Annotated in this window: 29 protein-coding genes and 1 pseudogene; 9 read left to right on the forward strand and 21 right to left on the reverse strand. The window is 69.4% G+C overall.

Annotated elements, in window-relative coordinates; all coding sequences use genetic code 11:
- Nucleotides 1-204: 204 nt before the first annotated feature.
- The 4 genes from ACQPYK_RS20495 to ACQPYK_RS20510 form a co-directional block, all read right to left on the reverse strand.
- Nucleotides 205-2,031 (reverse strand): FtsX-like permease family protein, encoded by a 1,827-nt coding sequence (locus ACQPYK_RS20495; RefSeq protein ID WP_433257456.1) that lies wholly within the window; start codon nt 2,029-2,031, stop codon nt 205-207.
- Between the two features lie 5 nt (nt 2,032-2,036).
- Nucleotides 2,037-2,783, reverse strand: coding sequence for an ABC transporter ATP-binding protein (locus tag ACQPYK_RS20500; protein WP_433258857.1), 747 nt, complete (start codon nt 2,781-2,783; stop codon nt 2,037-2,039).
- Between the two features lie 62 nt (nt 2,784-2,845).
- On the reverse strand, nt 2,846-2,980 hold the full coding sequence (locus ACQPYK_RS20505; protein WP_433257457.1) for a hypothetical protein: 135 nt from the start codon (nt 2,978-2,980) through the stop codon (nt 2,846-2,848).
- Entirely contained in the window at nt 2,973-4,301 is a 1,329-nt protein-coding gene (locus ACQPYK_RS20510) for a S41 family peptidase (RefSeq protein WP_433257459.1), read from the reverse strand. The genes ACQPYK_RS20505 and ACQPYK_RS20510 overlap by 8 nt, the downstream gene beginning before the upstream one ends.
- An 87-nt stretch (nt 4,302-4,388) precedes the next feature.
- On the opposite strand from ACQPYK_RS20510, the gene ACQPYK_RS20515 reads away from it, so the two are divergent.
- From ACQPYK_RS20515 to ACQPYK_RS20525, 3 genes and pseudogenes are all read left to right on the forward strand, one after another.
- The gene (locus ACQPYK_RS20515) at nt 4,389-5,042 is read left to right on the forward strand and encodes a response regulator transcription factor (protein ID WP_433257461.1); all 654 of its coding nucleotides are present in this window, start codon (nt 4,389-4,391) and stop codon (nt 5,040-5,042) included.
- Complete coding sequence (locus ACQPYK_RS20520; RefSeq protein WP_433257463.1) at nt 5,039-6,121, forward strand: HAMP domain-containing sensor histidine kinase; 1,083 nt, start codon at nt 5,039-5,041, stop codon at nt 6,119-6,121. Before ACQPYK_RS20515 ends, ACQPYK_RS20520 begins: the two co-directional genes overlap by 4 nt.
- Before the next feature lie 118 nt (nt 6,122-6,239).
- Nucleotides 6,240-6,737 (forward strand): annotated as a pseudogene (locus tag ACQPYK_RS20525) (DUF4158 domain-containing protein); the annotation flags it as partial.
- Nucleotides 6,738-7,796: 1,059 nt separating this feature from the next.
- Here the strand turns inward: ACQPYK_RS20525 and ACQPYK_RS20530 are convergent.
- The 4 genes from ACQPYK_RS20530 to ACQPYK_RS20545 all read right to left on the reverse strand — a co-directional run bounded on the left by ACQPYK_RS20530 (nt 7,797) and on the right by ACQPYK_RS20545 (nt 12,653).
- Complete coding sequence (locus ACQPYK_RS20530; RefSeq protein ID WP_433258859.1) at nt 7,797-8,333, reverse strand: GNAT family N-acetyltransferase; 537 nt, start codon at nt 8,331-8,333, stop codon at nt 7,797-7,799.
- A gap of 153 nt (nt 8,334-8,486) precedes the next feature.
- Nucleotides 8,487-9,020: a DUF6262 family protein gene (locus tag ACQPYK_RS20535; RefSeq protein ID WP_433257465.1), complete on the reverse strand. Its 534-nt coding sequence runs from the start codon at nt 9,018-9,020 to the stop codon at nt 8,487-8,489.
- A gap of 7 nt (nt 9,021-9,027) precedes the next feature.
- Nucleotides 9,028-11,502 (reverse strand): tyrosine-type recombinase/integrase, encoded by a 2,475-nt coding sequence (locus ACQPYK_RS20540; protein ID WP_433257467.1) that lies wholly within the window; start codon nt 11,500-11,502, stop codon nt 9,028-9,030.
- Nucleotides 11,499-12,653, reverse strand: a complete 1,155-nt coding sequence (locus ACQPYK_RS20545; protein WP_433257469.1) for a tyrosine-type recombinase/integrase — start codon at nt 12,651-12,653, stop codon at nt 11,499-11,501. Before ACQPYK_RS20545 ends, ACQPYK_RS20540 begins: the two co-directional genes overlap by 4 nt.
- Nucleotides 12,654-12,767: 114 nt before the next feature.
- On the opposite strand from ACQPYK_RS20545, the gene ACQPYK_RS20550 reads away from it, so the two are divergent.
- Together ACQPYK_RS20550 and ACQPYK_RS20555 are read left to right on the forward strand one after the other, a co-directional pair.
- Nucleotides 12,768-14,408: a Tn3 family transposase gene (locus ACQPYK_RS20550; protein ID WP_433257471.1), complete on the forward strand. Its 1,641-nt coding sequence runs from the start codon at nt 12,768-12,770 to the stop codon at nt 14,406-14,408.
- A 138-nt stretch (nt 14,409-14,546) separates the two neighbouring features.
- Nucleotides 14,547-15,332, forward strand: coding sequence for a TSUP family transporter (locus ACQPYK_RS20555; RefSeq protein ID WP_433257472.1), 786 nt, complete (start codon nt 14,547-14,549; stop codon nt 15,330-15,332).
- Nucleotides 15,333-15,526: 194 nt separating this feature from the next.
- Here ACQPYK_RS20555 and ACQPYK_RS20560 read toward each other — a convergent pair whose 3' ends face one another.
- The 7 genes from ACQPYK_RS20560 to ACQPYK_RS20590 form a co-directional block, all read right to left on the reverse strand.
- Nucleotides 15,527-15,841, reverse strand: coding sequence for a hypothetical protein (locus tag ACQPYK_RS20560; RefSeq protein ID WP_433257474.1), 315 nt, complete (start codon nt 15,839-15,841; stop codon nt 15,527-15,529).
- Nucleotides 15,842-15,846: 5 nt separating this feature from the next.
- Entirely contained in the window at nt 15,847-16,266 is a 420-nt protein-coding gene (locus ACQPYK_RS20565) for a YkvA family protein (RefSeq protein WP_433257476.1), read from the reverse strand.
- Nucleotides 16,267-16,350: 84 nt separating this feature from the next.
- The gene (crcB, locus tag ACQPYK_RS20570) at nt 16,351-16,725 is read right to left on the reverse strand and encodes a fluoride efflux transporter CrcB (protein WP_433257477.1); all 375 of its coding nucleotides are present in this window, start codon (nt 16,723-16,725) and stop codon (nt 16,351-16,353) included.
- Nucleotides 16,726-16,738: 13 nt separating this feature from the next.
- A complete protein-coding gene (locus ACQPYK_RS20575; protein ID WP_433257479.1) occupies nt 16,739-17,134 on the reverse strand; it encodes a DUF190 domain-containing protein in 396 nt (131 codons plus the stop codon).
- Nucleotides 17,131-17,640 carry a fluoride efflux transporter CrcB gene (gene crcB / locus ACQPYK_RS20580; protein ID WP_433257481.1) on the reverse strand — a complete coding sequence of 170 codons (510 nt, stop codon included), beginning with the start codon at nt 17,638-17,640 and terminating at the stop codon, nt 17,131-17,133. Before crcB (ACQPYK_RS20580) ends, ACQPYK_RS20575 begins: the two co-directional genes overlap by 4 nt.
- Nucleotides 17,641-17,764: 124 nt before the next feature.
- A complete protein-coding gene (locus tag ACQPYK_RS20585; RefSeq protein WP_433257482.1) occupies nt 17,765-18,166 on the reverse strand; it encodes a phosphatase PAP2 family protein in 402 nt (133 codons plus the stop codon).
- A complete protein-coding gene (locus tag ACQPYK_RS20590) occupies nt 18,094-18,372 on the reverse strand; it encodes a hypothetical protein (RefSeq protein WP_433257484.1) in 279 nt (92 codons plus the stop codon). Before ACQPYK_RS20590 ends, ACQPYK_RS20585 begins: the two co-directional genes overlap by 73 nt.
- A gap of 280 nt (nt 18,373-18,652) precedes the next feature.
- Between ACQPYK_RS20590 and ACQPYK_RS20595 the strand changes: the two genes are divergently transcribed.
- From ACQPYK_RS20595 to ACQPYK_RS20605, 3 genes are read left to right on the forward strand one after another with little or no spacing between them, the layout of a single operon-like run.
- Nucleotides 18,653-19,111, forward strand: coding sequence for a MarR family winged helix-turn-helix transcriptional regulator (locus ACQPYK_RS20595; RefSeq protein ID WP_433257485.1), 459 nt, complete (start codon nt 18,653-18,655; stop codon nt 19,109-19,111).
- Complete coding sequence (locus ACQPYK_RS20600) at nt 19,108-20,541, forward strand: MFS transporter (RefSeq protein ID WP_433257487.1); 1,434 nt, start codon at nt 19,108-19,110, stop codon at nt 20,539-20,541. The genes ACQPYK_RS20595 and ACQPYK_RS20600 overlap by 4 nt, the downstream gene beginning before the upstream one ends.
- Before the next feature lie 33 nt (nt 20,542-20,574).
- Nucleotides 20,575-20,868, forward strand: coding sequence for a DUF1330 domain-containing protein (locus tag ACQPYK_RS20605; RefSeq protein WP_433257489.1), 294 nt, complete (start codon nt 20,575-20,577; stop codon nt 20,866-20,868).
- A gap of 74 nt (nt 20,869-20,942) precedes the next feature.
- Here the strand turns inward: ACQPYK_RS20605 and ACQPYK_RS20610 are convergent, their stop codons facing one another.
- Nucleotides 20,943-23,777: a Tn3 family transposase gene (locus ACQPYK_RS20610; RefSeq protein ID WP_433258860.1), complete on the reverse strand. Its 2,835-nt coding sequence runs from the start codon at nt 23,775-23,777 to the stop codon at nt 20,943-20,945.
- Nucleotides 23,774-24,001 (reverse strand): DUF4158 domain-containing protein, encoded by a 228-nt coding sequence (locus ACQPYK_RS20615; protein WP_433258861.1) that lies wholly within the window; start codon nt 23,999-24,001, stop codon nt 23,774-23,776. The genes ACQPYK_RS20610 and ACQPYK_RS20615 overlap by 4 nt, the downstream gene beginning before the upstream one ends.
- Nucleotides 24,002-24,378: 377 nt before the next feature.
- Here ACQPYK_RS20615 and ACQPYK_RS20620 point away from each other — a divergent pair, with 377 nt between their 5' ends.
- Entirely contained in the window at nt 24,379-24,768 is a 390-nt protein-coding gene (locus tag ACQPYK_RS20620) for a DUF190 domain-containing protein (protein WP_433257491.1), read from the forward strand.
- 10 nt (nt 24,769-24,778) lie between these two features.
- On the opposite strand, the gene ACQPYK_RS20625 is transcribed toward ACQPYK_RS20620, so the two are convergent.
- From ACQPYK_RS20625 to ACQPYK_RS20640, 4 genes are all read right to left on the reverse strand, one after another.
- Nucleotides 24,779-25,111, reverse strand: a complete 333-nt coding sequence (locus ACQPYK_RS20625; protein ID WP_433257492.1) for a YnfA family protein — start codon at nt 25,109-25,111, stop codon at nt 24,779-24,781.
- 76 nt (nt 25,112-25,187) lie between these two features.
- On the reverse strand, nt 25,188-25,493 hold the full coding sequence (locus tag ACQPYK_RS20630; protein ID WP_433257494.1) for a hypothetical protein: 306 nt from the start codon (nt 25,491-25,493) through the stop codon (nt 25,188-25,190).
- Between the two features lie 50 nt (nt 25,494-25,543).
- Nucleotides 25,544-25,990 (reverse strand): MerR family transcriptional regulator, encoded by a 447-nt coding sequence (locus ACQPYK_RS20635; protein WP_433257495.1) that lies wholly within the window; start codon nt 25,988-25,990, stop codon nt 25,544-25,546.
- Nucleotides 25,987-26,346, reverse strand: a complete 360-nt coding sequence (locus ACQPYK_RS20640; RefSeq protein ID WP_433257496.1) for a hypothetical protein — start codon at nt 26,344-26,346, stop codon at nt 25,987-25,989. The genes ACQPYK_RS20635 and ACQPYK_RS20640 overlap by 4 nt, the downstream gene beginning before the upstream one ends.
- Between the last annotated feature and the right edge of the window lie 11 nt (nt 26,347-26,357).

Consider the following 26,357-nt stretch of genomic DNA (forward strand, 5'->3'; position numbering starts at 1 on the left):
GTGGGGCCGAGGACCTCCGGCGGGTGGTGCGCTTCTTGGCCGCTACACACCACGCCAGGAGGTCGTCCTCACCCCTTTCGAGATCCTCGACGGCTGGTCACGAATCCCGTCCTTGCGTCCCCAACGTCCGTGGTCAGTACGCCGAGGTGAGCGGCGTAAGGAACGGATCTATGCGGCATCACCAGGCTTGCCGTGGTGGTCGGCTTAGAGAGTCGCGGTCACGGGACGGCGTCCGCCAAGGTGGGCGGGAACAGAGGTGAGCGCCGCCACCACGAGCACGGTTGCCAGCACCAGGGCGATCAGCTGCCAGGGTGCGGGAAGCGTGGCCTTGCCGCTGTCGCCGCCGGTGATCGGGGTGATGGCGGCGAACAGCAGGAAGCCTCCCGGGAAGACCCCCAGGACGGCACCGAGGAGCGCGGGCAGCACCTGCGCAGTCGCCAGGGCGACGGTCACTTCCCGCGGGGTTGCGCCGAGAGCACGCGCCAGCGCCGACGCATGCCGGTTGTCGAGCACCGTCGCCCAGGTGATGACGATGGCGTTGACCGCCGCCAGGGAGAGCAGGATGACCGTCCAGACGAGGAGCACGTGCCGCAGCACCGCCACCTGAGCTTCGGTGTATGCGCCGGTGCCTGACTGGTCGCCGAGGAAGGCGTCGAGCACCAGCAGGACGTAGATGCCGCTGACCGTGACCGCGATGCTGACCACACCCAGCACGACCCGTCGCGGCCGGCGAGCGGCGACCCGCAGAGCGAGCAGCAGCGGGACGGGCAGCCGCGCCGAGAGACTGATCAGCCAACCGGTGCGGCGAGGTGGGCGTGCCGCGTCGGCCAGTGCGCTGACGGTGCTGGAGCGGGCCGCGCGCAAGGCCGGAACAGCGGTCGCCACGACCGCGACGCCGAGGGCCACGGCAGTCACCAGACCGATCGTGGACCAGGTCAACAATGCCGTCCCCGCGCCGCCGACGAGGCCCGCGCTCGACTCGGTGAGTAGCGGAGCGGTCAGCGCTCCGATCGTCAGCCCGGCCGCGGCCGCGACGACGGCCACCAGGAGGTACTCCGCGAGTAGCACGGCAGCGACTAGGCCCGGTGTGCCGCCGACTGCTTTCAGCAACCCGATACGCCTGGTCTGATCCGCCATCCGCCCGCCGACCAGCATCGAAAGACTGGCCACAGCGAGCAGGCCGAGCAGCCAGGCGCCGATCAGCAGCAGGATCTGGGAGTCCCGGGCCAGGTCGGTGGCGTCGGCCAGAATGCTCTCCCAGGCCTGCATGGGCATGGCGCCGCCGTGATCGCCGCCGTTCCGGTCGACGAATGCCTGGGCTTCGTCCGGGTCGGCCAGCTTCAGGTTCATCACGTAGGACAGGGAACTGCGGTCCGAGGCGAGGCTCAGCACGTCCGCCTGGGTGAGCCAAGCCAGCCCGGGATTGTGCAGCAACCCCGCCGGCAGCTTCCGGTCGTCGGGGATGGCGCCGTTGATGCAGCCGGTCGAGACGATGCAGGACGCTCCGGGATAAGGCGGCATGGCGGCGGTGACCGCGACGCCGACGATCTTGAACGACCTGCCGCTCAGGGCGACCGAGTCACCGACGCCCACATCGAGCGAGTCGGCGAAGGCGGCCTCGAGCACCACGCCGCCGTCGCTGACCCAACTGCCCTGGGTCACCTCGGGCTGATCGACCGCCGCGATAGCGGCGTCACGCCCCATGGCCTGGACATCCGACGTCCGGCCGGACGCCTCGAGCGTCCCCGCGATGACGGGGTACGGTCCGCTGTGCTCGGTGACGCCAGAGGCGGTGGCCAGTTTCCCGAGCTCCGCGAGGTCGTCGGCCTGGCCGACGTTGGCGACCACATCAGGTCCGTTGGTCGCCGCCCGGGTGCTCTGGTACGGGTCGCCGGCCGCGTCGCGCAGGACGAGCCCGAGCGTCAGCGTTGTGGTGGCGGCCAGGATGGCGATCAGCAGAAGCGCGGCCTCGGTGCGGCGACGCCGGAGGTCTCGCAGGGCCAGGCGGACCACGAGGAGGATGCGGCCCATTGCGGTCAGTCCTCCAGCCCGGCGAGCGCGCCGAGCTGCCCGGTGGTGCCGCCGGTCAGCCAGGTCTCGTCCACGAGCGCGCCGTCGCGCATGGAGAACTTCCGGTCCGCGGTGGCCGCGATCCGCGCGTCGTGGGTGACGATGACCAGCGTCTGCTCGGACTCGTGCAGGTCCTTGAAGAGCTGGAGGACGTCCAAGGTGGCGGCGCTGTCCAGGTTTCCGGTCGGTTCGTCAGCGAGGACGACCAGCGGCTCGTTGCTCAGAGCCCGGGCGACCGCGACCCGCTGCCGCTGGCCGCCGGAGAGCGCGGAGGGCAGGAACCGCGCCCGGCCGGCGAGTCCGAGCTGATCCAGCAGCTCCTCCGCACGCCGCCGTGCGACCCGCGGCGAGCGTCCGGCCAGCAGCGCCGCCAGCTCGACGTTCTCGACGGCGGTGAGCTCCTCCAGCAGGTGGAAGGACTGGAAGACGTAGCTGACGTCGGTCCGCCGCATCCTGGCCAGCGCCTTCTCGCTGATGTTGTCGATGCGCCGGTCGTTCAGCGACACTTCGCCGGCCGAGGGCCGATCCAGCCCGCCGAGCAGGTGCAGCAGCGTCGACTTTCCGCAGCCGCTCGGTCCCATGATCGCCACCGTCTCTCCCGCGCTGACGTCGAGATCGACGCCGTCGACGGCGCGCACCAATCCTTCCCCTTTGCCATGCTCCTTCCGCAGCCCGCGGGCGCTCAGTACGGGCGTGTCGGCGGCATTGCTCACGATCCACTCCTTGGGATAGGTCCAGTTCTGCTTACGGGTCTTGAGCCGGCGCAGGCCCCGCCTCAAGCGGGAGCACGATGCCCTCCGCCAACAGCGCTGCGGTCGAGCGCGTCCGGCTCGGCCATAGCGGGGCGCTGGGTGTCGGCGACGGTGAGAGGGGCGGCCAGCCCGGCCGCTGCGGCAAGCACGTCAAACAAGCGCCAGCGCCTTGGCCACACCCGGGTCGCGCCCGGTGGCCAGGTCGAGCGCGGTCATGGGGGCGTAGTGGTCGACCGGTACGCCGATCGTGTCGATGGTTTCGCGGGCGGGCCCGAGGTGCCGGACCTTGGGCAGCAGCAGAAGGCTGCCGTCGTTGAGGAGGTAGCCTTCGGCGGGGCCGGAGACGGCTCCCGCGGTGCGGGTCCCGATGAGGGTGCCCATTCTGTTGTCCTTGACGGCCGCGCTGAAGTCCTCGCAGGCCGAGGCGCATCCCCGGTCGGTGAGGACGACCAGGCGCGAGCCGAGCAGCGCGACGGTGTCGTCGGTACGGTTGGGCACGCAGTCGCCCTTGAGCGGGCAGAAGTAGCTGGTGACCTTGCCGTGTGCGAACGCGCCGAGCAGCCGCGTCACCTCGCGGGGCGACCCGCCGCCGTTGCCGCGCAGGTCGAGGACCACCGCCTTCGGTTTGCCCTTCAGCTTGGCGATGACCTGGTCGGCGGCGCCTTCGAAGAATCCGGGCAGCTGGACGTAGATGGCGCCGCCGGGAAGCGTCTTCGATGTCACCGCCGGAGGCTGCCTCGTGATGGGCCCCTCCTTGAGGTCGACGGTGCGGGTCCGTCCCGTCGTGGGGCGCTTGAGCGTGAGCTTTACCGGGTTGGTGGCGAAGGCCGCGACGATGCTCTGGTTCACGGTGTTCCCGATGAACGCGGGCACGCCGTTGGCCTTGACGATGATGTCTCCGGGTCTGATGCCGGCCTTGGCGGCGGGGCTGCCGGGCAGGACGCTGGTGATGAACAACGGCGGCTTGGCCGCCGGGTCGAGTTGCTGGCCCTGCCGGGCCGATATGCCCACGATGCCCGTTCCGGTCGGCCCGCCTTCCGGCTGGGGAGTCGGCCTGACCACGCGGGCGTGGTTGTCGTGCAGTCCGGCGACCATGCCGGTGATCGCGGCGCGCAGCGCGGACACGTCACCGGCGCCGAGGACTTTGGCGAAGGCGGCCCAGTCGATGTCTCGGTTCCCGGTCAGCTCGGGCAGCCGGAGGTCGGCCCGATCGGCGTCGCGCCGCATCAGGTCCTGGGTATAGGCGGCGAAGGCGCTCTTCAGCAATGCCTTCGGATCCATGGCCGGACCGCTGTAGTAGGTGTCCAGCACGCAGAAGTACGCCTGCCGGAGCGTGTTCACCGATGTCGGCGGCGCCGATTTCGGAGGTGGCGCAGTGGCGGCGGTGCAGCGCTCGCCTGAGGTGGTGGCCGGCGAGGACGCGGGTGCGGACATGGAGCAGGCCGCCACCAGGACGGCCGCGCGGAGGGCTCTGATCATGGCCGCTAGCGTGGCCTGAAGCGGGTTACACGGTCGTGAACGGATCCGTTAACGCCATTGAAACCCCGGTTCGAGTATGAATGTCGGGTGCGGATTCTGGTGGCCGAAGACGAACGAGACCTGGCCGATCTCGTGGCGGTGGGATTGCGCCGCCATGCCATGGCCGTCGACGTGGTGTATGACGGGGCCGTCGCGGTGGAGCGGCTGGCGGTGCACGACTACGACGTTCTCGTGCTGGATCGGGACCTGCCCGAGATGCACGGCGACCTCGTGTGTCGTGAGCTGGTGGCGCGCGGGAGCCGTACGCGGATCTTGATGATGACGGCGGCGGCGTCGGTGCCGGAGCGAGTGGCGGGTCTGGGGATGGGGGCCGACGACTACTTGCCCAAACCGTTCGACTATGCCGAGCTGGTTGCGCGGGTGCAGGCGCTGGGACGGCGTAGCCAGTCGGCGGTACCGCCGGTACTGATGCGGCACGGGATCGTGCTCGACCCCCACCGGCTGCAAGTCTCGCGGGACGGGCGGCACCTGCACCTGTCGCTCAAGGAGTTCGCCGTCCTGGAGGTGCTGATGAGGGCGGACGGCACGGTCGTGAGCTCCGAACGGCTGCTTGAAGAGGCCTGGGACGAGAACGCCGATCCGTTTACGACGGTGGTGCGGGTCCTGATCAGCCGCCTGCGGGCCAAGCTGGGCGACCCGCCGTGCATTCAGACCGTTCCCGGTGCGGGATACCTGTTGTGACGACGATCCGGGTCCGGCTCACCCTGATCTACTCCGGATTGTTCCTGCTGACCTCGGTCGTGTTGCTGGTCACGGTCAACCTCCTGCTGCGCCAGGCGCTGAAGACGCGGGTCGCCCGGCTCCCCGGGGGAGCGTTGGCACCGGGTGATCGGCCGCTGCGGCCGCAGCTACCCGAGCTGGTGAACGACGTGATCGGCTACCAGTGGGAGATGACCACCTTCACGGTGGGGATCTTGACGTTGGTCTCGTTGGCCGTCGGATGGCTGGTGGCCGGGCGGATCCTGCGGCCCATCCACCGGATCACTGCCACCGCGCAGCGACTTTCCCTGTCGACCCTGCACGAGCGGATCGCGCTCACCGGGCCGAAGGACGAGCTGAAGGAACTTGCCGACACCTTCGACGCGATGCTCGATCGGCTCGAACGCTCCGTCGAGGGGCAGCGGCGGTTCATCGCCAACGCCTCCCATGAGTTGCGGACCCCGCTGGCCGTCCAGCGGGCGGCGATCGAAATCGGGCTCCCCGAGGACGGCGGCGAGATCCGCGGCACGCTCCTGCGCCACAACCGTCGCGCGGAGAACCTCATCGACGCCCTGTTGGTCCTGGCCCAGGCGGAAAACGGCCTGGACAACAGGAGCCCGGTGGCCCTGGACCAGACGGTACGGCTCGTCCTGGCGGAAACAGGTTCGGACGGCGTCACCGTGACGGGGCGGGCAGAGCCGTTCGTCGTCGATGGGGACCCTGTCCTGCTGAACCGGCTCGTCACCAACCTCCTCGACAACGCGGTCCGCTACAACCATCCCGGCGGAACCGTTGAGGTAACGCTCTCCTGTGGAGTGTTGACGGTCCGTAACACCGGTCCGCACGTGCCTCAGGAACGTTTCGGCGATCTCTTCGAGCCCTTCCGGCGGCTGCATACGACCCCTGGGCAGGGCGCCGGGCTCGGATTGTCGATCGTCGCGGCGATCGCGAAGGTTCACGGGGCCGACGTGCAAGCGAATCCCAATCCGGGTGGCGGGCTGGAGCTCGTCGTGGTTTTCGCGGGGTCCGAGGACGCATCCCCTGCAGGAGGAGGGGTCTGAGGAACATTGGAACCGGATCGTGCGCTAAGCGTTTGTCCTAGTGAGCATTGGTTTGACCGTCCATGATCACTACCGGAAGCCTTCGAGGGTCTTGTCGTAGACCTATGGGAGGTTCACGGTGCCGGTCGAGTTCTTGTCCGATGAGCAGGCGGCGGGGTTCGCCTCGTTTCAGGGGTCGCCAACGCGGGCTCAGCTGGAGAAGTATTTCTTCCTCGATGACGCTGACCGTGAGGCGATCGAGTCCAAGCGCAGAGATCACAACCGGCTTGGATTCGCTGTCCAGATTGGTGTGGCCCGGTTCCTGCGGCGGTTTCTGCCTGACCCTCGTCAGGTCCCTGCCGAGGTCGTGGACTACCTCGCTGAGCAGTTGGGCATCACCGACCCGTCGTGCATCAAGCTGTACGGCCAGCGTGATGGGACCGCGCGTACCCACGCCGGGGAGATCGAGAAGGCCGGTGGCTGGATCGATTTCGCCGAGGTCGAAGGGGAGCTGGCGCAATGGATCGCGGCGCGGGCGTTCGCCACGGGCGAGGGCCCCAAGGCGCTGTTCGATGCGGCGGTGGCTGAGTTACGCACCCGCCCGGTGTTGGTGCCGGGGGTGCATCGGCTGGCGCGGCTGGTGGCCCGGGAGCGGGAGAAGGCCACCAAGCGGCTGTGGGACACCCTTCATGACCTGCTGAACGATGAGCAGCGGCGGGTGCTGGCCGAGCTGGTGGAGGTGCCCGCCGGGGCGCGGGTCTCCACGCTGGAGCGATTGCGCCGCCCGGTGGTGAAGGCCTCGGGCCCGCAGATGGAGCGGGTGGCCGAGATCGCCGCGCTCGGCGTCGGTGAGGTGGATGTGTCGGTGATCCCGCCGCGGCGGATGGCCGAGCTGTGGCGCTACGGCATGGATGGCAAGGCCACGCTGATCGACCGGCACGGCGTCGAGCGTAAAGTCGCCACGCTGCTGGCCACGGTGGTGCACTTGACCAGCCGGTCGGTCGATGATGCGCTGGACCTGCTGGATCTGCTGATCGCCACCCGGCTGCTGGCGCGCGCGGAGCGGGAGTCGGCCAAGGAGAAACTGCGTACCCTGCCGCGGGTGGAGCGGGCCTCGGCGATGCTGGCCGAGGCGGTGCGGGTGCTGATCGAGGCCACCGACGACCGGGTCGATGGCGCCACCGGCGAGGTATTGGCGCCGGGGCTGGCCTCGGTGCAGGAGGTGTGGGCGGCGATCGAGGCGGTCGTGCCGCGCCCGCAGCTGACCGCGGCTTTGGAGGCGATCACCGAGCTGACCCCCCCGGCCGATTCGGATGCCGATGAGGCGTGGCGGGCGATGCTGGTGGGCCGTTTCGCCATGGTGCGGCCCTTCCTGCCGAGGCTGTGTGAGGTGATCCAGTTCGGGGCCAGCGCCGAGGGCCGACCGGTGCTGGCCGCGCTGCGCACCCTGCCCGCCTTGATGGGGCGCAAGCGTGTCACCCCGGCCGAGATCGACACCTCGTTGCTGGCCGGGTCATGGCGGCGCCTGGTACTACGCGCGCCGCACCTGGCGGAAGGGCTGGTGGATTGGAAGGCGTACGCGTTTTGCGTGCTCGACCTTTCTGGCTGGGTGACGATCTTCAATCGCCTATCTCCGCAGGTCACAGCCGCAGCATGCGGTCGGCTTCGTGTGCGACAGGCGTTGCGGACGGGGAGTTCAAAGGGCCTCGTTCTCGAGGAGGGAGCCAAACCATGCATCCACCCGAGTTCCTCGGTGAAAGAGTCGCTTCCGGAGCGTGGCCTCCACGGTGAAGCCTGCCTTCTCTGCGACTCGGCGAGAAGCCAGATTGCCGACTTCAGCGCGCCACTCGATCAGTTCCAGGCCGTGGGTGCGGAAGGCCCATTGACACACAGCTCGCACCGCGTCGGTCGCAACGCCACGCGTGCGGGCTTTCGGATCAACCCAGTACCCGATCTCGGCCGTGCCCGGCGTGCCCAGCCACAGACCGACGCGGCCCAGGCGGTCTCCCGTGGACGCCTCCTCAGCGAGGAACTCCAGACGCTGTCCGCTCTGTCCGCCGGCGATGGCCAGCTGCTCGACGAAGAACGCCGCGTTTTCCATGCGGTAGGGCGACGGCAACTCCACGAAGTGCTGCAACGCTGGATCCAGGGACACCTCATAGACCCACGGAATGTCGTCCAGCGTAAATGGCCGCAGGGTAAGCCACCCCGCTTTGATCACGTCTCGCTCCATAGAGTGATCTTCATTGATTGGCCTAAGGCCGCGCAATGCGTTAACCGTCGAGCCGTCCGAGGTGGGGACCTGCGGGCAAGCGGTGTCCGCAAGGTGACCTCAGCGCCGCAGCTCACCGGTGCCGGCCATGGATAGGTCCGGAGCCGCAGCCGATCAAGGGCGGGTGCGGTTGAGCTGGTTCATCAGTCGCCGGTTCGTCTCGCGGGCGGCGGCGAGTTCCTCCTCGCGTTCTTCCAGGAGCCGCCGAAGGTCCAGGACGGTCTGTTTCTGGGCCTCCAGCTCGTCTTGGAGGGCGGCGGTGCTGGTAGGGGCGCCGAGCCCGCTGCGGTCGAAGGCCTGCTGGCCCAGGAGTTCGGAGAGCCGGTCTTCCAGGTCGCTGACGCGCTGGGCGAGTCTGCGGTTCTGCTGGTGCAGATTCGCGTTCTCGGCCAGGACGGATCGGTGGCTGATGGTGGTGGCTGCCGGGGACGGCTGGGTGAGCGCTGCTGCGAATGCTTCCAGCACGGCGGCGTGCAGGTCGGGGTGGCGGTGGATGAAGGAGCGGTGGACGCCTGCGCGGGCCGCGACTGCCGAGATGGTGATGTCGGATCCATCGACGTGCATGTCCGCGAGCGCTTGGTGGACGCGTTGCCGCCGCCGGTCGACGTCGTGGCGGCGAGCCCTGGCAAGTGGGGTCTGTTCGTCCACGAGCCGGTCATCCGGTCTGTTTGTCGGTTGTGCGGATGTTCGGCATGCCGAGGTTGACGATCTGTCGGGTCTTGCGTATCACGGTGATGGCCTCGCTGATCTGGGTTCGATCCTCTGCTGTCAGGTCGTCGAGATCGGCTTCGATGCGGCGGATCAGCTCCCGCAACTGTGCGATCTCCTCCTCGCGGGGCGCGAGGCGGTCTTTGGCCCATTCCTGCAGGTCGGTGGCGGAGCGGATCTGTTCCCGGTCGGCGAGGAGTTGCTGCAGGTAGGACTTGAGTTCGGGCAGGTAGGAGGGGTCGCTGCGGAAGTGTCCGCAGCCCAGGCAGGTGAACTTGTAGGGGCAGGCCTGGCCGCCCGCTTTGACGTTGGACGGTTCGGTGCAGATGCCGAACGGGACGGCGACCTGCCCGACGCGCATCCGGGCGTGCTCGTCGGCGAGCAGGCCCCGGATGTCGAGGAACACCCGGCGGCCCTGGTTGTCGAATTGGTGGGTGCTGACCCGGTCGACCGCGACCCGGACTCGTTTCTCCGAGACCCGGTAGTAGCGCAGCGTTGTGCCGATCTTGTCGTGCGACAGCAGGTCTCGCAGCACGTCGGGCGGGACACCTTCGTCGGCGTGCCGCTGGGCGTAGCTGTGCCGGTAGGCGTAGGGCACCACGGCGAGCCGGTCGAAAACCACGCGGCGGGGCGTGCCGTCGGGTCCGGTCACGGTGGTCGCCAGCAGGTGAGCGATCGAGTTCACCCACTGCCGGTGGGAGTTGGTGAACGCCGGCTCGTTGTAGGTGGCTCTCCCATCGGGGTTGGTCCTCTCGCGGGGGAACAGTGGCAAGTCCCGGGCCGGAGTGCCGGGGAAGCGGGCCCGAACGTCGGCCTGCTGGTCGGCGACGACGGCCGCAGTGCCCTCGGCGATCGGCAGGCGCCGGTTTGGGCGGTGGTTCTTCGAATCGGTGTAGATCAGTACGGGCTTGTCGTGCGCGTCGCGGGTGAGGCAGTCCAGCCGGAGCTGGACGATCTCGTCGGGACGCCGTCCGGTGTCCATCATCAGCTCGGTCATCCGGCGCATGTCGGCGCCGCTGCGCTGTTCCAGCAGGGGCAGGTTGGCGTCGAGGATCTGCATCACCCAGGCGGGCAGATCGCGGCCCTGCTCGTCGGGATCGGGCTCGGCCGGGATGTCCTGGCGACTCATGATGAAGTCATCGGGCAGGCCTGCGGCGATCCCGTCGGCCCGGGTCAGGCCCATGGCCCGGATGTCGGTGAGGAAGCGGCGGGCGTCTCGGCAGGCTCTGACCCGCATCTTGTCGCTGATCCTCCCGGTGCGCTGCTGGTGGGCGAGCCGGTTGGTGAACGCAACGATGTCCCGCCGGTCGAGCGCGGCAGGGTTCTCGCCCTGGTCCGGGCGGGTCTGGCGCAGGCAAGACGACAAGTCGCCCAAAACGCCAAGGGTGTTTCTGGAGGTATTGGCCGCCTGGCGGCCGCGATGCCGGGGCAGTTCCTCCTCGACCCACCGTTTGGCGCTCTCCCGCAGCCAGTTCTGGCTGATCGGGGTGAAGTCGAGCCGCCGGGACAGGCCCATGACGGCCAAGTCCCACACGTCCTTGCGTCGTTCCTCCTCCGGGGTGGTCGTCGCTCGGCGAATCGCGGAATCAAGGAACCGGGCGAGAATGATGGCGTCCTTACGAGTCGGCTTCAGCACCGACTCATCCAGCTCGGCCAACCTGCTGGCTTCGGCCGCGCGCAGCGCCGCGGTGATCGTCCGCAGTGCGCTCACCGACGTCCTGACACCAGCGTCGGTGCGGACTTGCAGCCCCAGCAGCAGCTCCAGTTGGACGCGCTCGGCCAGCCCCTTGAAGATCACTATGTGGTCGACGCCGATCGGCTCGGTGACCCTGAGCCATCGTTGGAAGTCGGCATCCGGACTCCTCTTCAGCAGGGAATCCCAGCGGCTGCGGTGGGTATGACACAACCGCGCGCGGCAGCAGGCGGTCCGGCTGCACGAGGCCACCATGCACGACCCGAACGAGGCGGGCGGCGTGCGCCTGGAGGACGGCACGAACTCCTCCACCGGCCCGCCCCGGGTCTGCCACTGGCAGTAGTGCACCTGGCAGAGCAGGACCCGCAGGTGCGAAGGCCGTGGGCAGCCAGGGACGCGGCAGAACTTCTCACCCTTGGTGATCTTGTTGGTGGGGATCGCAATGAACTGCTCCAGTGTCAGGCCACTGGCTTGGAACCTGGGAATGCACTGGGCGCACAGGGCAACGTTGGGAGTGCGCACCCCGGCCTCACAGTCATCCACGGCGCACTTGCGCAATCCCAGCAGCAGATGCTCACGCGGGGGCGCGAACACCTGACCATCGGCATCCCAGACCTCAGCCAGGAACTCCGGCCGCAGCAACGCCCGCACGCGCTCCAGCCGGTCACCGTCGTCGTCTTGGTCGTCGGTCACCACCAGCCTCAGCGGCCGCGCCGCGACCCCGCTCACCGCAGTTCCTTCCCAGCCCTGCCGCGCGGCAGTTCAACGCGCTCGACGGCAGCCCGCAGCCGGTCCGGTGACGGGTGCAAATACACCTGGCTGGAGGTGATGGCGGCATGACCAAGCAGCTCACGGATCTCGTCCAGGGTCCCGCCGGCCGCCGCGACGTTGGTCGCCATCGAGTGCCGGAGCTGATGCGGGTGCAGGCTGCGGTCCAGCCCGGCCCGGCGCGACAGATCGGCCAGCAGCTCGTTCAGCGCCTTGGGCCGCATCGGCGCGCCCAGCGGCTCGCGGAACAGGTTGACCAGCAGGAAGTCGCATCGCTGGGCCTGCTGGCAGGCGCCTCGCTCCAGCATGTACTGGTCATAGCCTTGGACCACGAACCAGTCGACCGGGACGACGCGGGAGCGGCGGGACTTCGCGATCGCGCCGTTGAGGTTGGGGCGGCGGCGGACGTGCAGGTGCTCGCCGCGCACCCGGCACCCCAGGCTCGAGGCGTCGGGGACGAAGTGCACGTCCTCCAGCCGCACGCCGGTCAGCTCGCCGCGGCGGTTCCCGATCCGCCACAAGGCCAGCACGATGAACCGGTCTCTAGCGTTGCGGCAGGCCTTCAGCAACGCCAGGACCTCCTCGTCGGTCGCGGCGTCCACGACCCGCTGAGGCTCCGACAGACGGTGCCGGGGCCTGCTCCGCAACCGGAGCCCCGGTCGCTCGCCACGCACTTCGGCGGGCAGGTCATAGTCCTCCACCAGGTCGAACAGCGCATCGAGCACGGCCTTGTCGGCCAGGCCGACCGCGACCGCGTGCTTGAAGAACTCGCGTACGGCGGCCAGCACCGCGTTCACCCGGCGGGCCCCGCGCACGATCCGTGTCTGCGCGTAGGCCGGCACGCCAGGGTCGTAGCGCTGCAGCCAGTAGACGAACCGGCCGAACTGGTACGGCGTCTCCCGCCAGTCCTGCCGGATCGCCGTGCACCAGTCCAAGAACAACGCCAGCGACCGCGCGTAAGCCTCGGTCGTGCTCTCGGCGCAGTCCCGTCCGAGCCGTACGTGGAGCAGCCACTCGTCGGCCGCGGCCACGGGTCGGTACGCCGCATCCATGACGGTCCAGTACCGGTCACCGGACGGGAGCCGGACCAGGAACGGCCGGAATCTGTCCATCCCCTCACCCACCCACTAGCAGCGAATGAGTGGTGACTTTACGTGCACTTTAAGATCCAGTGCGTGAACGACACCCCGACAAAGCGTGTCGCTCACAGCCGCAGATGCACCGCCATGCGACAGTCCACGACACCCCAACCTCCCGGACGGAAGGAGGCCTTCCACCGGCTGCTGCGCCGCCGGGAGATCTTCGCGATCAACTCCTCCAAGTGGGGCGACCCGGGCGCCAAGCTCCTGCAGGGCGCGGCATGGCAGGCGCTACGGCCCACGGCGTTGGCCAGCCTGCGCCTGCCCGAGCAGCCGGGCGCCCACCTGGCCCGCCAAGCCGAGGCGCTGGATGCGGCCTACCGGCAGGTGGCCGGGCGGTTGCCGGTCAACACCAGCGCGAGCATGGGCTCTGATGGGCGGCTGCACCTGGCGGCGCTGGAACCGACCCCCGAACCCGACAGCCTGCTGGCGTTGCGGGCGGCGGTGGAGGTGATGATGCCCCGGGTGGACCTGCCCGAGGTGCTGCTGGAGGTGTTCTCCTGGACCGGCGCCGACCAGGCCTTCACCTCCATCACCGGGGAGGCGGCCCGGCTGGCCGACCTTCCGATCTCGATCGCCGCGCTGCTGGTGGCGCACGGCTGTAACGTCGGGATGACCCCGGTCATCGGCGGCGCCAAGGCGCTGCGGCGCGACCGGCTGTCCCATGTCGATCAGACCTACCTGCGGCTGGCCACCTACAAGGCCGCCAATGCCACCCTCATCGACGCCCAGGCCGGCATCGGCCTGGCTCAGGCCTGGGGTGGCGGGCTGGTGGCCTCGGCCGACGGGATGCGTTTCGTCGTGCCCACCGCCACGATCCACGCCCGGCCCAACCCCAAGTACTTCGGCCGCCGCCGTGGCGCGACCTGGCTGAACATGATCAACGACCAGGCCTCCGGTCTGGGCGGCATGGTCGTGGCCGGCACCCCGCGCGACTCGCTGTATGTGCTGGACGTGCTGTATGACCGCGATGGCGGCCGCCGCCCCGAGACGATCATCACCGACACCTCCAGCTACAGCGACATCGTCTACGGGCTGCTCACCCTGGCCGGGTTCTCCTACGCCCCGCAGCTGGCCGACCTGCCCGACCAGAAGCTGTGGCGCATCGACCCCCGCGCCGACTACGGCCCCTTGCAGCACATCGCCCGCGGCCGCGTCTCCCTGGACAAGATCGAGCGGCACTGGGACGACATCTGCCGCATCATCGCCTCCGTCCACACTGGGGCGGTGCGCGCCCACGACGTGATCCGGATGCTGTCGCGCGATGGCCGCCCCACCCCACTGGGCGATGCGATCGCCCACTACGGGCGCATCCCGAAAACCCTGCACATCCTGCGGATGGCCGATGAGCCGGACTACCGGCGCGAGATCAAGGCCCAGTCCAACCTGCAAGAAGGCCGCCATGCCTTGGCTCGGCGGATCTTCCACGGCAAGCGCGGTCATCTGTACCAGCGCTACCACGAAGGCATGGAGGACCAGCTCGGCGCGCTCGGCCTGGTGCTCAACGCCGTGGTGCTGTTCAACACCCGCTACATGGACGCCGCCGTGACCCGGCTGCGCGCCCAGGGCTTCGAGGTGCGCGATGAAGACGTCGCCCGCCTGTCGCCCTTCATCCACGCGCATGTGAACATGCTGGGCCGTTACTCCTTCGCCCTGCCCGAACTGCCCGGAGGATTACGGCCGCTGGGAGATCCAGGCGACGTCCACGACGATGACATGAACAACTGACACCCCTTGGCTCAACCGGCGTGGGCCGCATGCCGTGTACGTGACGGGAAGTGACCGCCGACCGGTCGGCGAGCCACCATCCGTCCGCCATGTCATCCTTTGAACGGACCTTCAGGACAAAGCAGAAGCGGTGAGTCCATGAGCTGGTGGCAGGGTCTGCTCGGGTTCACTGCGGGTTTGCTGATCGCGGTGGTGACCACCCCCGTCGGGGTGTCGGGAGCGGTGTTCCTGCTGCCGGTCCAGCTCAGCGTGCTGCAGGTGCCGAATCCGGCGGTGACGCCCACCAACCTGTTGTTCAATGTCGTGGCCACCCCTGGTGCGCTGCTGCGCTACCGCAAACGCGGTCACCTCGGCGGACCGCTGACCCGCCTGCTGGTGTTCGGCACCCTGCCCGGCGTCGTCGTCGGCGCGCTCGTGCGGGTCTTCCTGCTGCCGGGCGCTCAGGTGTTCCGCCTGCTGGTGGCCTGCCTGCTGTTCCCGCTAGGCCTGTGGCTGTGTGTGCGCACGGTGCGCCCACCCCGCCGCCACGGCGCGCCGGATGATCCCTCGCCGGGCGCCGTCACCGCGCTCGCGGTGGCCGTGGGGGTGGTCGGCGGGATGTACGGTATCGGCGGCGGATCGCTCCTTGGGCCGATCCTGGTCGGGCGCGGCCTGCCGGTCGCCACGGTCGCCCCCGCCGCGCTGGCCTCGACGTTCCTCACCTCGATCGCCGGAGCACTCACCTACGCCGTTTTGGCGCTGACCACCCCCGGCACCATCGCACCGGACTGGGCGCTGGGCCTTTTGTGCGGCCTGGGCGGGCTGGCCGGCGGCTACCTCGGCGCCCACCTGCAACCCCGCCTGCCGGAAACCGGACTGCGGCTGCTGCTGGGAGCCTTGGCCATCGCCTTGGCTGGCCTGTACGCCGTCCAAGCGCTCGCCTGATGGCCGTGGAGGCCCTGCGCCCGGGACCGTGCGGCCAGACGAAATGTAGCTATGTGTAGCCGCCGTTACTGATCGTGATCGTGGTTGGGGTCTTTGTCGGCGCCGAGGATCAGATGACCGGGGGGGCGATTCGCAGGGGTGCTCTTGGCTCTTTGGCGGCAGGCAGGCTGTACAGACGCCCGAGGCGAGGCTGGTCAGCCGGTGATCAACAACAGGAGCCCGGAGATGAGCAGGCCGGTCTCGACGATGAGGACGAAGGTGTGGGCGGGTAGCCGCTCGACGATCTTCTTGCCTGCCCAGGTGCCCGCCGCGCTGGCCGGGGCAAGGGCCAGGCCGGTGGCGGCGTTGGTGGCCGTCAGCACGGCGGCCGCGCCGAAGACGATCAGTTTGGTCAGGTGCATCACGACGGCGGCGGCGGCTTCGGTGCCGATGTAGGCGCCGCGCGGCAGGCCGCGGGCCAGGAAGAGCGGGGCGACCACCGCCGCGAAGATCCAGACCGTCTCCACCACCGGCGTCACCGGTCCGGGGCGGCCGGCAGGCCGGCCAAGCGGCGTACGGCGGCCAGTCCGTCGTCGGTGCCGGGCCAATGTCGAATCAGGGCGTCGGGGCCGGCGTGGCCGATGACCGAGCGCAGCACGACGGCGACCGCGATGGCGTCGTCGGCGTAGCCGAGGACAGGGATGAAGTCGGGCACCAGGTCGATGGGCAGCGCCAGGTAGGCCAGCAGCAGCCACAGCCGCACACGCACCCCGCGCGGCAGGCTCCGGTCACGGGCCAGGCGGTGAACGAGCCGCAACAGGTCCGGCAGCAGCCGGATCGCCTCGGTCAGCAGGTTCCCGCGCGGGCGGACGAGAGCCAGGGCGGCCAGGGCGACCAGCCACAGCAGCACCAGACCACCGAAGAGCGCCAGAGCGATGGACCACCACGGGTTCACGAGCACCGTCCGGCCGCGGGGCGCCCAGGGGGGGTTGATTCCATGTTCCTACCTAGGGGTATCTGAGAACTGGGGAAGAGCAGGTCAGCCGAAGGCGGCCTGGGCGATGGCCAGACCCACGAACACCGCCCCCAGGCCCGCCACCACCGAGGCGATGACGTTGGCGACGGCGAAGAACAGCGCGCCGGTCTCGGCCAGGCGCAGCGTCTCGTAGGAGAAGGTCGAATACGTGGTCAGCGCCCCGCACAACCCGGTGCCGAGCAGCAGCTGCACCTGCGGGCCCGCGGCCCCGGCCAGCACGGCGCCGGTCAGGGCGCCCAGGATCAGCGAGCCGGTCACGTTGACGGCGAAGGTGCCCCAGGGAAACACCGTGTCGTGACGGGCCTGCACTGCCCGATCGGTCAGGTAGCGCAGCGGCGCGCCGATCGCGCCGCCCAAGAGCACCAGCAACCAGTTCACCGTGTTCTCCGCTTCACTGCCCGGCCCCGTCGACCTGCCCGGCCTGGGCAGGCCGGGCAGAGGGGGCGCCCGGCTGCCGGCTGCGGTGGTGAATGATCTCGACCTCCTCCAGCACCGCGACCCCCTCGATGAGCAGATCTTCCAGCTGGGGCAGAAAAGCGCGGACCTTCTCTTCGGTATCGATGATCACCACGGCGACCGGCAGGTCGTCGGCCATCGACAGCAGCCGGGTGGTGTGCACGATCTGCGTGGCGCCGAAGCCCTCCACACCACGGAAGACCGACGCCCCGGCCAGGCCCGCGGCATGAGCGCGGTGCACGATCTCGGTGAACATCGGGCGGTGGTGCCAGGTGTCGGTGTCGTCGAGGAAAACAGTCAGCCGCAGCGCCCGTTCAGACATGATCATCATGTTCTCCTTGTTTTCCGCCGCTCTGCCGCCGTCAGGATCAGGCGGGTCGCCCAGGCCCCGGCCGTCACCGCGGCCAGCGCCACGACCACCGTGGCGGCCAGATAGGTCAGTGCCGTCTCGGCCCGGCCGGCCGTCACCAGGCGTTCGATGTCGACGCAGTAGGTGGAGAAGGTGGTGTATCCGCCCAGCACGCCGGTGGCCAGGAACGGCCGCAGCCAGGGCGGCGCGGTCCAGGCCTCGGTCAAGGTCACCAAAAACACCCCGATCACCAGGCACCCGGAGGCGTTGACGCCCAGCGTGGTCCACGGAAACGCCCCGGCCGGGGTCGGCCACAACAGGCCCGCCCCGTAGCGGGCGCCCGCACCGATCGCCCCACCGGCGGCGATCACCGCCAGCACACGGTAGTGCGAGCGGCGCAGCTCCTGGCGCTGCCGCACCTCGGCCAGGTCGACATCGGGGTCGACGGGCTCGGTCACCGCCGCGCCCCTCACCTCATCCGGGCGCATGATCCCCCCTACACGTGGCGCGCCCCACGTCGTGCGGGCACAGGCTGTCACGAGTAGGGACCGTTGGCGGCAGCATGGCTGCCGCGGTTCGGGTACGGCGGGCCCCACCGCCGCAAGATGCCCTTCAGCCCGCCTGCGCGGCCGACATAGGCGCCTTCCCGCCCAGCCTAACGCCTGCCCCGCCGCCAAGACGAGGCCACCGGCAGCCGCGCCACCCCGCCCCGATCAGGGCAGACCGGTCCGGTAGGCCAGGTTCCCGACCGGGGCGCCTCCGGGCGGCAAGGCACCCGGCCACCTGGGTGCCCGCCGCCCACCAGGCCAGGGCGAAAACGGTGGCGGCGATCACATCGCCGGGCCAATGCACCCCCAGATATAGCCGGCTCGCCCCGACCGCCCCGGCCAGCGACACCCCGCAAAGCACCGCGCGCGGCCGGGCCGCCCGCTGCCCGGCGATCACCAGACCGCCCAGCACCGCAGTGGTGGTGTGCCGCGACGGCCAGCTCGGCCCCGCGGCACCTCCAGCCATCCCGGCCGCGGCGGCCGCGGCCGGGCAACGACCGCGGCCAGGCCATGGCGCGCCAGCAGACCCGACGCATAGACCACCACCGGCGACCACCGGCCCGCCCGCAGCGCCGCCACGCCCACCGCCGCCCCCATCACCGCCGGCGAGCCGAGCCGGGTGAGCATCCGGGCCGTCCGCACCAGCACCGGCCGCCGGTGACGGGTGAACACCGTCAGCAGCCGCGCATCCCAGCCACCGCCGCCGCTATCGCCGGCGCGGCGGCCGGGCTTCGCATCAGCGGCCACCGCGGGGTGCCGGTAAGAACACTGTCATTGGCCCCAAACGGTGCGGATCTAGGCTGGTGAGAGGCCGGATGCAGAGTTCTGATCAGCCGATCAGCAGTTCTAAACGAGGTTGATCATGCTCGGGAAGCCTCAGCAGCTGTGATGCGGGCGGAACTCGCCAAAGCATTTCCATAAACTATGAATATAAAAATGTTATGCTTCGAGCATGAGTCGTCAAGACACCGCTCCTGGCGCGTCCGCCGCCATCGGGGCAGCCCTGTACGGCCTGGCCACCAGGGCCGCGAGACGCCTGCCCCGGGACATGAGCCTGACGTCCGCCGCCACCCTGGCCACCCTGGACCGGACCGGCCCGCGGCGCATCACCGATCTGGCCGCGGTCGAGGGCGTCACCCAGCCCGCGATGACCGCCCTGGTCCGGGTGATGGAGGAGTCCGGCCTGGTCGAGCGGCGGGGCGACGCGTCCGACAAGCGGGTCACGCTGGTGTGCCTGACCGAGGCCGGCGCCTCCTATGTCCGGACGCGGCGCAAGGCGGGCGTCCACGCGTTCGAGCGGTTGATCGGCGAGCTCACCGGCGACGAGGTCGAGGCGCTGGTCGCGGCCCTTCCGGCGCTGAAGCATCTGGCAGAGCTCGAAAGCCAGGACCACGAAGGGCCGAAGCAGTGACCGGGCAGCCGGTCGGCGGGGTCGCGGTGAAGGCGTTCCCGGTGGCGCGTTCCGAGGCGCGGCTGCTGGTCCCCGCCCTGATGTTCATCGCTCTGGTCGTGGCGGCGGTCGCCAGCCTCGGGACGCCGCTCATCACCAGCGTGGCGACGACGTTCCACGTCTCACTCGGCAGCGCGCAGTGGACGCTGACCATCGCGCTGCTCAGCGGAGCCGTCGCCACACCCGTGCTCGGCCGGCTCGGAGCCGGCCCGCACCGGCGGGCCACGATCCTCGCCACGCTGGCGGTCGTCGTCGCCGGCAGCACGCTCACCGTGCTGCCGCTGCCGTTCGCGTGGCTGCTGGCCGGCAGGGCGGCCCAGGGCGTCGGGCTCGGGCTGACGGCGCTGATGATGGGCGTGGCCCGGGACCACCTCCCCGAGGAGCGCAGCGCGGCCGTGATCGCCCTGATCTCGGTGGTCTCGATCATCGGGGCCGGCGTCGGCTACCCGCTGGCCGCACTGCTCGCCGAGTACGGCGGGGTACGGGCCGCCTACGGCCTCGGCCTGGTCGTCACCGCCGCCGCCCTCCTGACCGCGTGGCGCTCCATGCCCGAAGCCCCCGAAGGCCGCTCCGCCCGCGTGGACGTGGCAGGCGCGGTCGTCCTGGCCGCTGCGCTGCTCCTGGTGCTGTTCCTCGCCGGCGAACGGAATCTGTGGAGCCGGCACCTCGCCGTGGCGGCGGGCCTCGCCGTCGTCGCGGTGGTGCTGCTCTGCGTCTGGGCCGTCATCGAGCTGCGCAGCACGACGCCCCTGGTCGATGTGCGGGCGGTGCGGCACCCGGCGGTCGCCGGGGCGAACCTCGCCATGTTCGTCGGCGGGATCGGCATGTACCTCCTGCTCACGCTCATCACCCGGTACGCGCAGACGCCGCACGGCGCCGGCTACGGCTTCGGGCTGACGACCTTCGTCGCCGGGCTGGTCCTCATCCCGTTCTCGGTGCTGGGGTTCGTCGCCGGCAAGCTCACGCCGCGGGTCCGGACGCGGATCGCCGACCCCCTGCTCCTGGTCGGCAGCGCCGTCGTGGTCGGCGGCGGGTTCGCCCTGTTCGCGGCGGCCCGGTCGGACCTGGCCGAACTGTTCGCGGCGATGGGCGTGCTCGGCTTCGGCGTCGGCGGCTTCTCGGCCGCGATGCCCGGCGTCATCCTGGCCGTCACCCCCAAGAGCGAGACGTCGAGTGCCATGAGCTTCAACTACGTCGTCCGCAGCGTCGGGTACTCCCTGGGCAGCGCCATCGGCGGCCTGATCCTCGCCGCGGGCACCGGCCCCGGCCACCTCTTCCCCGACGACAGCGCCTACACCACCGCGGTGCTGGTCGGCATCGGCGCCATGGCGATCACGATGCTGACAAGCCTCACTCTCGCCCGCCGACGCTCGTCCGAGACCAACCCGTAAGTCAGATGCACTCATCCCAACACTGGAGGTTCCATGCCCAAGGGCTACTGGGTCAGCGTTTACCGCACCATTTCAGACCCTGAGAAGCTGGCTGCCTACAACAAGCTGGCCCGTCCGGCCGTCAAGGCCGGGGGCGGTCGGGTTCTCGTCCGTGGCGGTCGGGTCGTGGCGCATGACGCCGGAATCGCCGAGCGCACCGTCCTGATCGAGTTCGACAGCTTCGAGCAGGCCGTCGCGGCGCGTGAGAGTGCGGCCTACCAGGAGGCGCTGGTCGCCCTCTCCGACGGCGTCGAGCGCGACTTCCGCATCGTCGAAGGCATCGACTGACCGAGGTCCAGTCGGATCTTCACTGAAGATCCACCATCTTGGTTTTCGCTGGTGCGGCTCCCTCACCAGCGGAATCAAGATGGTGGATCTTCAGTATCTGAACGGCCACCGAGGGACAAGCGCTTGGCGACGTCCAGCCGTACCTCGCCGTAAGGCTGAACGTGCTGCCAGAACAGGGGGGTCAGCCCACGCTGGTCGGCGGGCTTGAGCAGCGTGGCCCACTCCGGATCGGCGAGGACGTCTTGGAGCATCAGCGTGTTGATGTAGACCAGGGCCGCCTGCAGGATTCGCAGGCACAAGACGGTCATCTCCAGCTCTTCGCGCCGGTTGGTGGCGATGTCGCCGCCCTTGCCGTAGAAGATCATCGAGTTCGCTCCGTTGGAGGACTCCACCACGTTGAGCCCTTCCTGGATTTCCCGCTGCAGCTCGCGTAACCGCAGGTAGTGGACGACGAAGATGGTCTTCTGTGCGCGGCTGACCTCCAGCATGGCCTGGTAGGTCGGGTGGGAGGCGGACTCGGTGAAGCGGCGCAGGATCGCCTCCGTCGCCGCGGTGCCCTGCTTGATGGCCGTCGCGTATTTGATCATCTGGTCGTAGTTCTGTTCGATCAGGGCCCAGCGGATCGGCCGGGTCATCGCCGGTGTCAGCCGCGCGTACAGATCGCTCTCCCCGCTCTCCACCCGATACAGCTTGACCTTGTTGATCTGCTTGATGCGCGGGAGCAGGTCGAAGCCCAGGAGCCTGGTCACTCCGAACCCGATTTCGGACTGGCCATGCGAGTCGACGTAGTTGCCCTCGACCTTCATGGGGGTGCCGTGCCGTACGGCGCCTTCCACCATGGCGTGCACCTCGGAAGCGGAGGCGCGCAGGGTCTGGGAGTGCACGACCATGGATCCGCGTTCGACGTGCCAGTAGATGAGGATGCCGCGGCCGCCGTAGCGGGAGTGCCACTCGGTGAAGATGTTCTGATCGTAGGCTCTGACGTGCGTGGAGTCGGAGGCGATGGTGGTCGTCCCCTCACCCCACAGACTGATGTCCCGGGCGGCGAAGGTCGCATTCGCGATGGCGATCGCGATATCGATGGCGATCTGCGGGGTCAGGTATCGGCGCCGCACGTAGCGGATGTCGTCTTCGCTATGCGCGTGGCCACCGGAGGCCACTGCCCGGATTCCGGTGTTGGTGCCGTAGCCGAAGATCGCCAGCATGAGGCGTTCGGCCAGGACCTCAGGCTTGAGGGTGGAACTGCCGGCGACCGAGGTGACGGCGTTCAGGCAGCCCGTGCGCAGCACCGCCTCCTTCAGTATGTCGATCAGCGGAACCGAGCCCCACCGGCGACTCACCTCATTCTTGATCTTCCGCAGGTTGCGCGGTTCCTCGGCGGGTCCGATCTTTGTCAGCTTGATCGCTCCGGACTTACGGTCCTTGATCTCCACCCAGTCGAGCTTGGGCAGCGCGGTGTCGAGCGCCGCCAGCTCGGCGCGCATCTCCGCCTTCAACTCGGCGATGAAGTCCTTGGGGTCCAGCGGCTTGCGCAGCTCGGCATAGTTCTCGACCCGCCGCTCGGGGAAGTCCTTGGGCAGATCCTCTTCCGGGTCGCGGAAGGAGTGCGCGCCGACGACCCAGATCTCCTTGCACCGCAGGGCGTCGCGGAGCGCCTGGAAGGTGACGATCTCGTACACCATCCGCACCACACGTCGACGCCCCCGCTTGTCGCTCTTGAAGACCAAGTCCTCCCACGCGCCGGAGGTGCCGCGGTATTCGGGCACGACCTCACCGCGGGGGTAGTAGGTCGTGTTGCCCGCCTTGGCGTAGCGGCGGATGAGTTCCAGCGCCTTGATCACAGGCTGGTAGGCGGAGTTGGTGCTCTTGAACTCCAGCGTTTCCAGCAGCGCGATCAGGCCGCGCCGGTAGTGGTTGGTGTAGGAGGCGCGCAACGTGGTCTGCACCGTGGTCCGGTAGGCGGGCCCCTTGGTCTTGAACTCGTGCACCAGGTCCCTCAGCGTCTGCTCGCCGCCGGTCACAGCCGGGAAAATGACCGCACGGACCGCCTCATCTGGGTGTCCCAGAGCGGCGTCGGCCACCTTGAACAGGATGTTCTCCTTGCCGGTCACCCGCTTGAAGGCGTTGATCAGCTCCTTGGTCACCTTGCTGTCGGCCCGTGCCTTGATCCGGTGCACCGTCGCGATCAGCAGCTCCACCAGGGTGTCGGTGATCTCCCGTTCCCGCTCCTGCATCAGTGCCGCCAGCAGCAGCACCGCCAGCTCCGGCGGATGGGTGCGCATGTGCGAGGGCGACTCCACCGCCGCCCGGGCCCGCCAAGCGGCCAACACCTTGGGCGCCACGTCGGCGAACAGGCGCGGTGGCAATCCGATCGACCGGACCGCCACCAGCTTGCGGATCTCGGTCATCATCGACTCCAGGCTCACATTGCCCGGCGCCGACTTGATGAAGGCGAGCAGGGCGAAGCTCTCCTCCTCCTCGTCCTGCTCGATGGTCTCCGGCTCGGCCACCGGCGTATCGACGTCGACCGGCGCCTTAGCCGGCGCGCTGCCCGTCTCGTTCTTCTCCTCGAAGGTGATGTCGGCCAAGGCGCAGATCCGCTCCAGCGTGTCAGCCTCCAGTCGGGACACGATCCGTAGCGACCAGGCCCTCTCCGACTGCCGCAGGGCCGACCCCACGATCCGGGAGACGCGACCCGGTGTTGGCGGCTCGATCTTCTCCTCGCGCAGATGCTTGAGCAGCTCTTCACGGACCCGCTCGGGCCGCCGTTCAGCGTGCGCGACGTTCTCCGCCAGCCACACCGCGATCTTGATGGCGTCAGCGGTTGAGCAGGTACGAAAGCCCAGATGCTTGCGGATCTGGCTGCGGTGGTACTCAATCGTCGCGAACCGGACCGCTCGTACAGTCAGAGCTCTGAGGCAGGCACCTTGACCTGCTTGGCGACGTGCTCGATGGCCTCGTCGGCCAGCTCCGAGCGCCCTCGCGGAAAGCGGCCGTACTGTGTGTAGAACTTCAGCAAGATCCCGAAAGCGAGTCGCGTTGCGCCGCGCTTTCCGGAGATGAGTTCGCGTTCCTCGTCCAGGATCGTCCAGTGCTCGACGAGTTCGTCGATGTGAAGTGGGGGGCGTGTCATGCCCGCTCAGTATCACCTATGCGGGTCACAACAAGATCAACGCCGTTTGGGGCCTATGACAGCGTTCTTACCGGCGCCCCACCGCACAGCCGCTCATCAGTGTCCTCACCCTGTCCCCGCCCTTGCCTCCGCCGCCGCCCTGCCGCGCCAGCCGTCCGGCACGCGCGGCAGGAGCGCTCACCACAACGGCATACCCGCCGCCCCCTGCCCCGGCCACGCGTGCGGCGGTATAATCGCTGGTGAAACCGGGTTTTCCCGGATCGCGGCGGTGGGGCCCGCCGCCCCCGCCCCATGATCGAGCGGGGAAACCACGAAGCGCTCCTTCGTCAACGGTCCCTACCAGTGATGACTCATCAAGATCCTGGTAGGAGGCGGCCATGAAACTCCACGGCCCCGCACTCCGGCTGACCATCTTCGTCTGCGAGAACGACACCTGGCACCACAAGCCCCTGTACTTCGAGATCGTGCACCGCGCCCATCGAAGCGGCCTGGCCGGCGCCAGCGTGATCCGCGGCATCGAGGGCTACGGCGCCTCCTCGCGCATCCACACCACCCGCATCCTGTCGCTGGCCGAGGAGATGCCCGTGGAGATCACCCTCATCGACAGCGAAGAGGCGATCCGCGCGTTCCTGCCCCAGCTGGACGACCTCATCACCGAAGGCCTGGTGGTCCTGGAGAAGGTCGAGGCGATCCACTACATCGACCACCTCCAGCACCCCGGCCTGGAGGTCACCGGCACCGAGGAGCCGTTCCCGCACCCGGTCTGACCGGCCCTACTCAGCCGCGCGGCGCGTACATGATCACCAGGACGCCGGCCAGGCAGACCAGCGCGCCGATCACATCCCAGCGATCGGGCCGGAACCCGTCGACGACCATGCCCCACGCCAGCGATCCGACAACGAACACCCCGCCATAGGCCGCCAGGATGCGGCCGAAGTTCGCATCCGGCTGCAGCGTGGCGACGAACCCGTACAGGCCCAGCGCGATGACACCGGCGCCGATCCAGGCCAGGCCGCGCTGCTCGCGCACGCCTTGCCAGATCAGCCATGCCCCGCTGATCTCGGCGAGCGCGGCCACGGCGAACAACACCAGGGAACGGACGATCGTCATGGCAGGCAGTACAGCGCATCCCGGCAGCCGGTCCTTCGCCGGGCCGCCGCCGAGGCTGATGCGGTGGGACGGGCGTTCAGCATCCGCAGCCGTTCCCGCCGCAGCCACAGCTCGCCGCGGCGGCGCGCGAGGCGCGGCGGCGGTGCAGCCACCACATGCCCGCCGCGGCGGCGATCAGCAGCCCGGAGGCGGCCAGCAGCATCTGCTCGGCCAGCGCGGCACCGGCGCCGGTGAGCAGCCCGGCACCGATCAGCAACGGCAGAGCGCAGCAGACCGCGCACACCACAGCCGCGACGGCGGCGGTGACCTTGCTGCGCAGCGGTGGCCCGCCGCCGTCCGTGCCGGACCCGTTCGACCGCCGGCCGGAAGCCGACAGGGCCACTGGGACAGGATCGGCGGATGCGTGATGGTCACGGTGGATGCTCACAGCGGTCAGTTCTCCTCAGGGGCACGGCTTTCGGCCAGGTCGGCGAAGGGCAGCGGGCATTCGGGGCAGGTGCAGTGGGTCAGGCTGTCGCAACCCGCGCTCACCACCGCGCTGAGCGCGCGCCGGATGGTGCTCAGGTCGGCGATCCGCGCGTCCACCTCGGCGATCTTCTCCTGGGCGCGGGCACGCAGGTCCGGCGTGGGGTGACCGCGCCGGCCGGTGTCGATCAGCTCGGCCACCTCCTGCAGCGTGAAACCGAGCCGCTGCGCCGCTTTGATCACCGCCAGCAGGGTGACGGTCTCGGGCGGATAGGCGCGATGCCCGCCGGGGCTGCGCCGCGGTTCGGCGATCAGCCCGCGGCGCTCGTAGTAGCGCAGAGTCTGCAGGTTGACCCCGGCCTGCTCGGCCACCTGCCCACTGCGCAGGTAGGGCCCGTCGAGGTCCTGCCTCACACCGGCCGCCCCGCTACGGCCGCCGCGGCGGCGCGCTCGTGCAGCGCGTCCAGCACCTCGACCTGCCGCGGCGGCACCGTCACCTCCAGCGCCAGGTTGCCGTCGGCGATGGTGAGGGTGAAGGTGAAAAACGAGCAGCAGCCGTTCTCCCGGGCCGTCAGCTCGGCGGCCCGGCCGGCGTTGCCGGGGCTGAAGACGAGCTCCAGGCGCAGCCGCGTCCGCTCGGGGCGCTGCACGGCCTGGAGTGCCTCGGCGAACAAGGCGTCGAACTCGGCCACGCGCAGCGGCTGCTCGGCGGTGGGCAGGGTGCACGCTGAGGGCGCCCATCCCTGGTCAAGGGTGATGTCCTGGGTCATGCCTCGACGGT

Source organism: Streptosporangium sp. CA-135522, assembly GCF_050949235.1.
In the GTDB taxonomy this organism is placed as follows: Bacteria; Actinomycetota; Actinomycetes; order Streptosporangiales; family Streptosporangiaceae; genus Streptosporangium.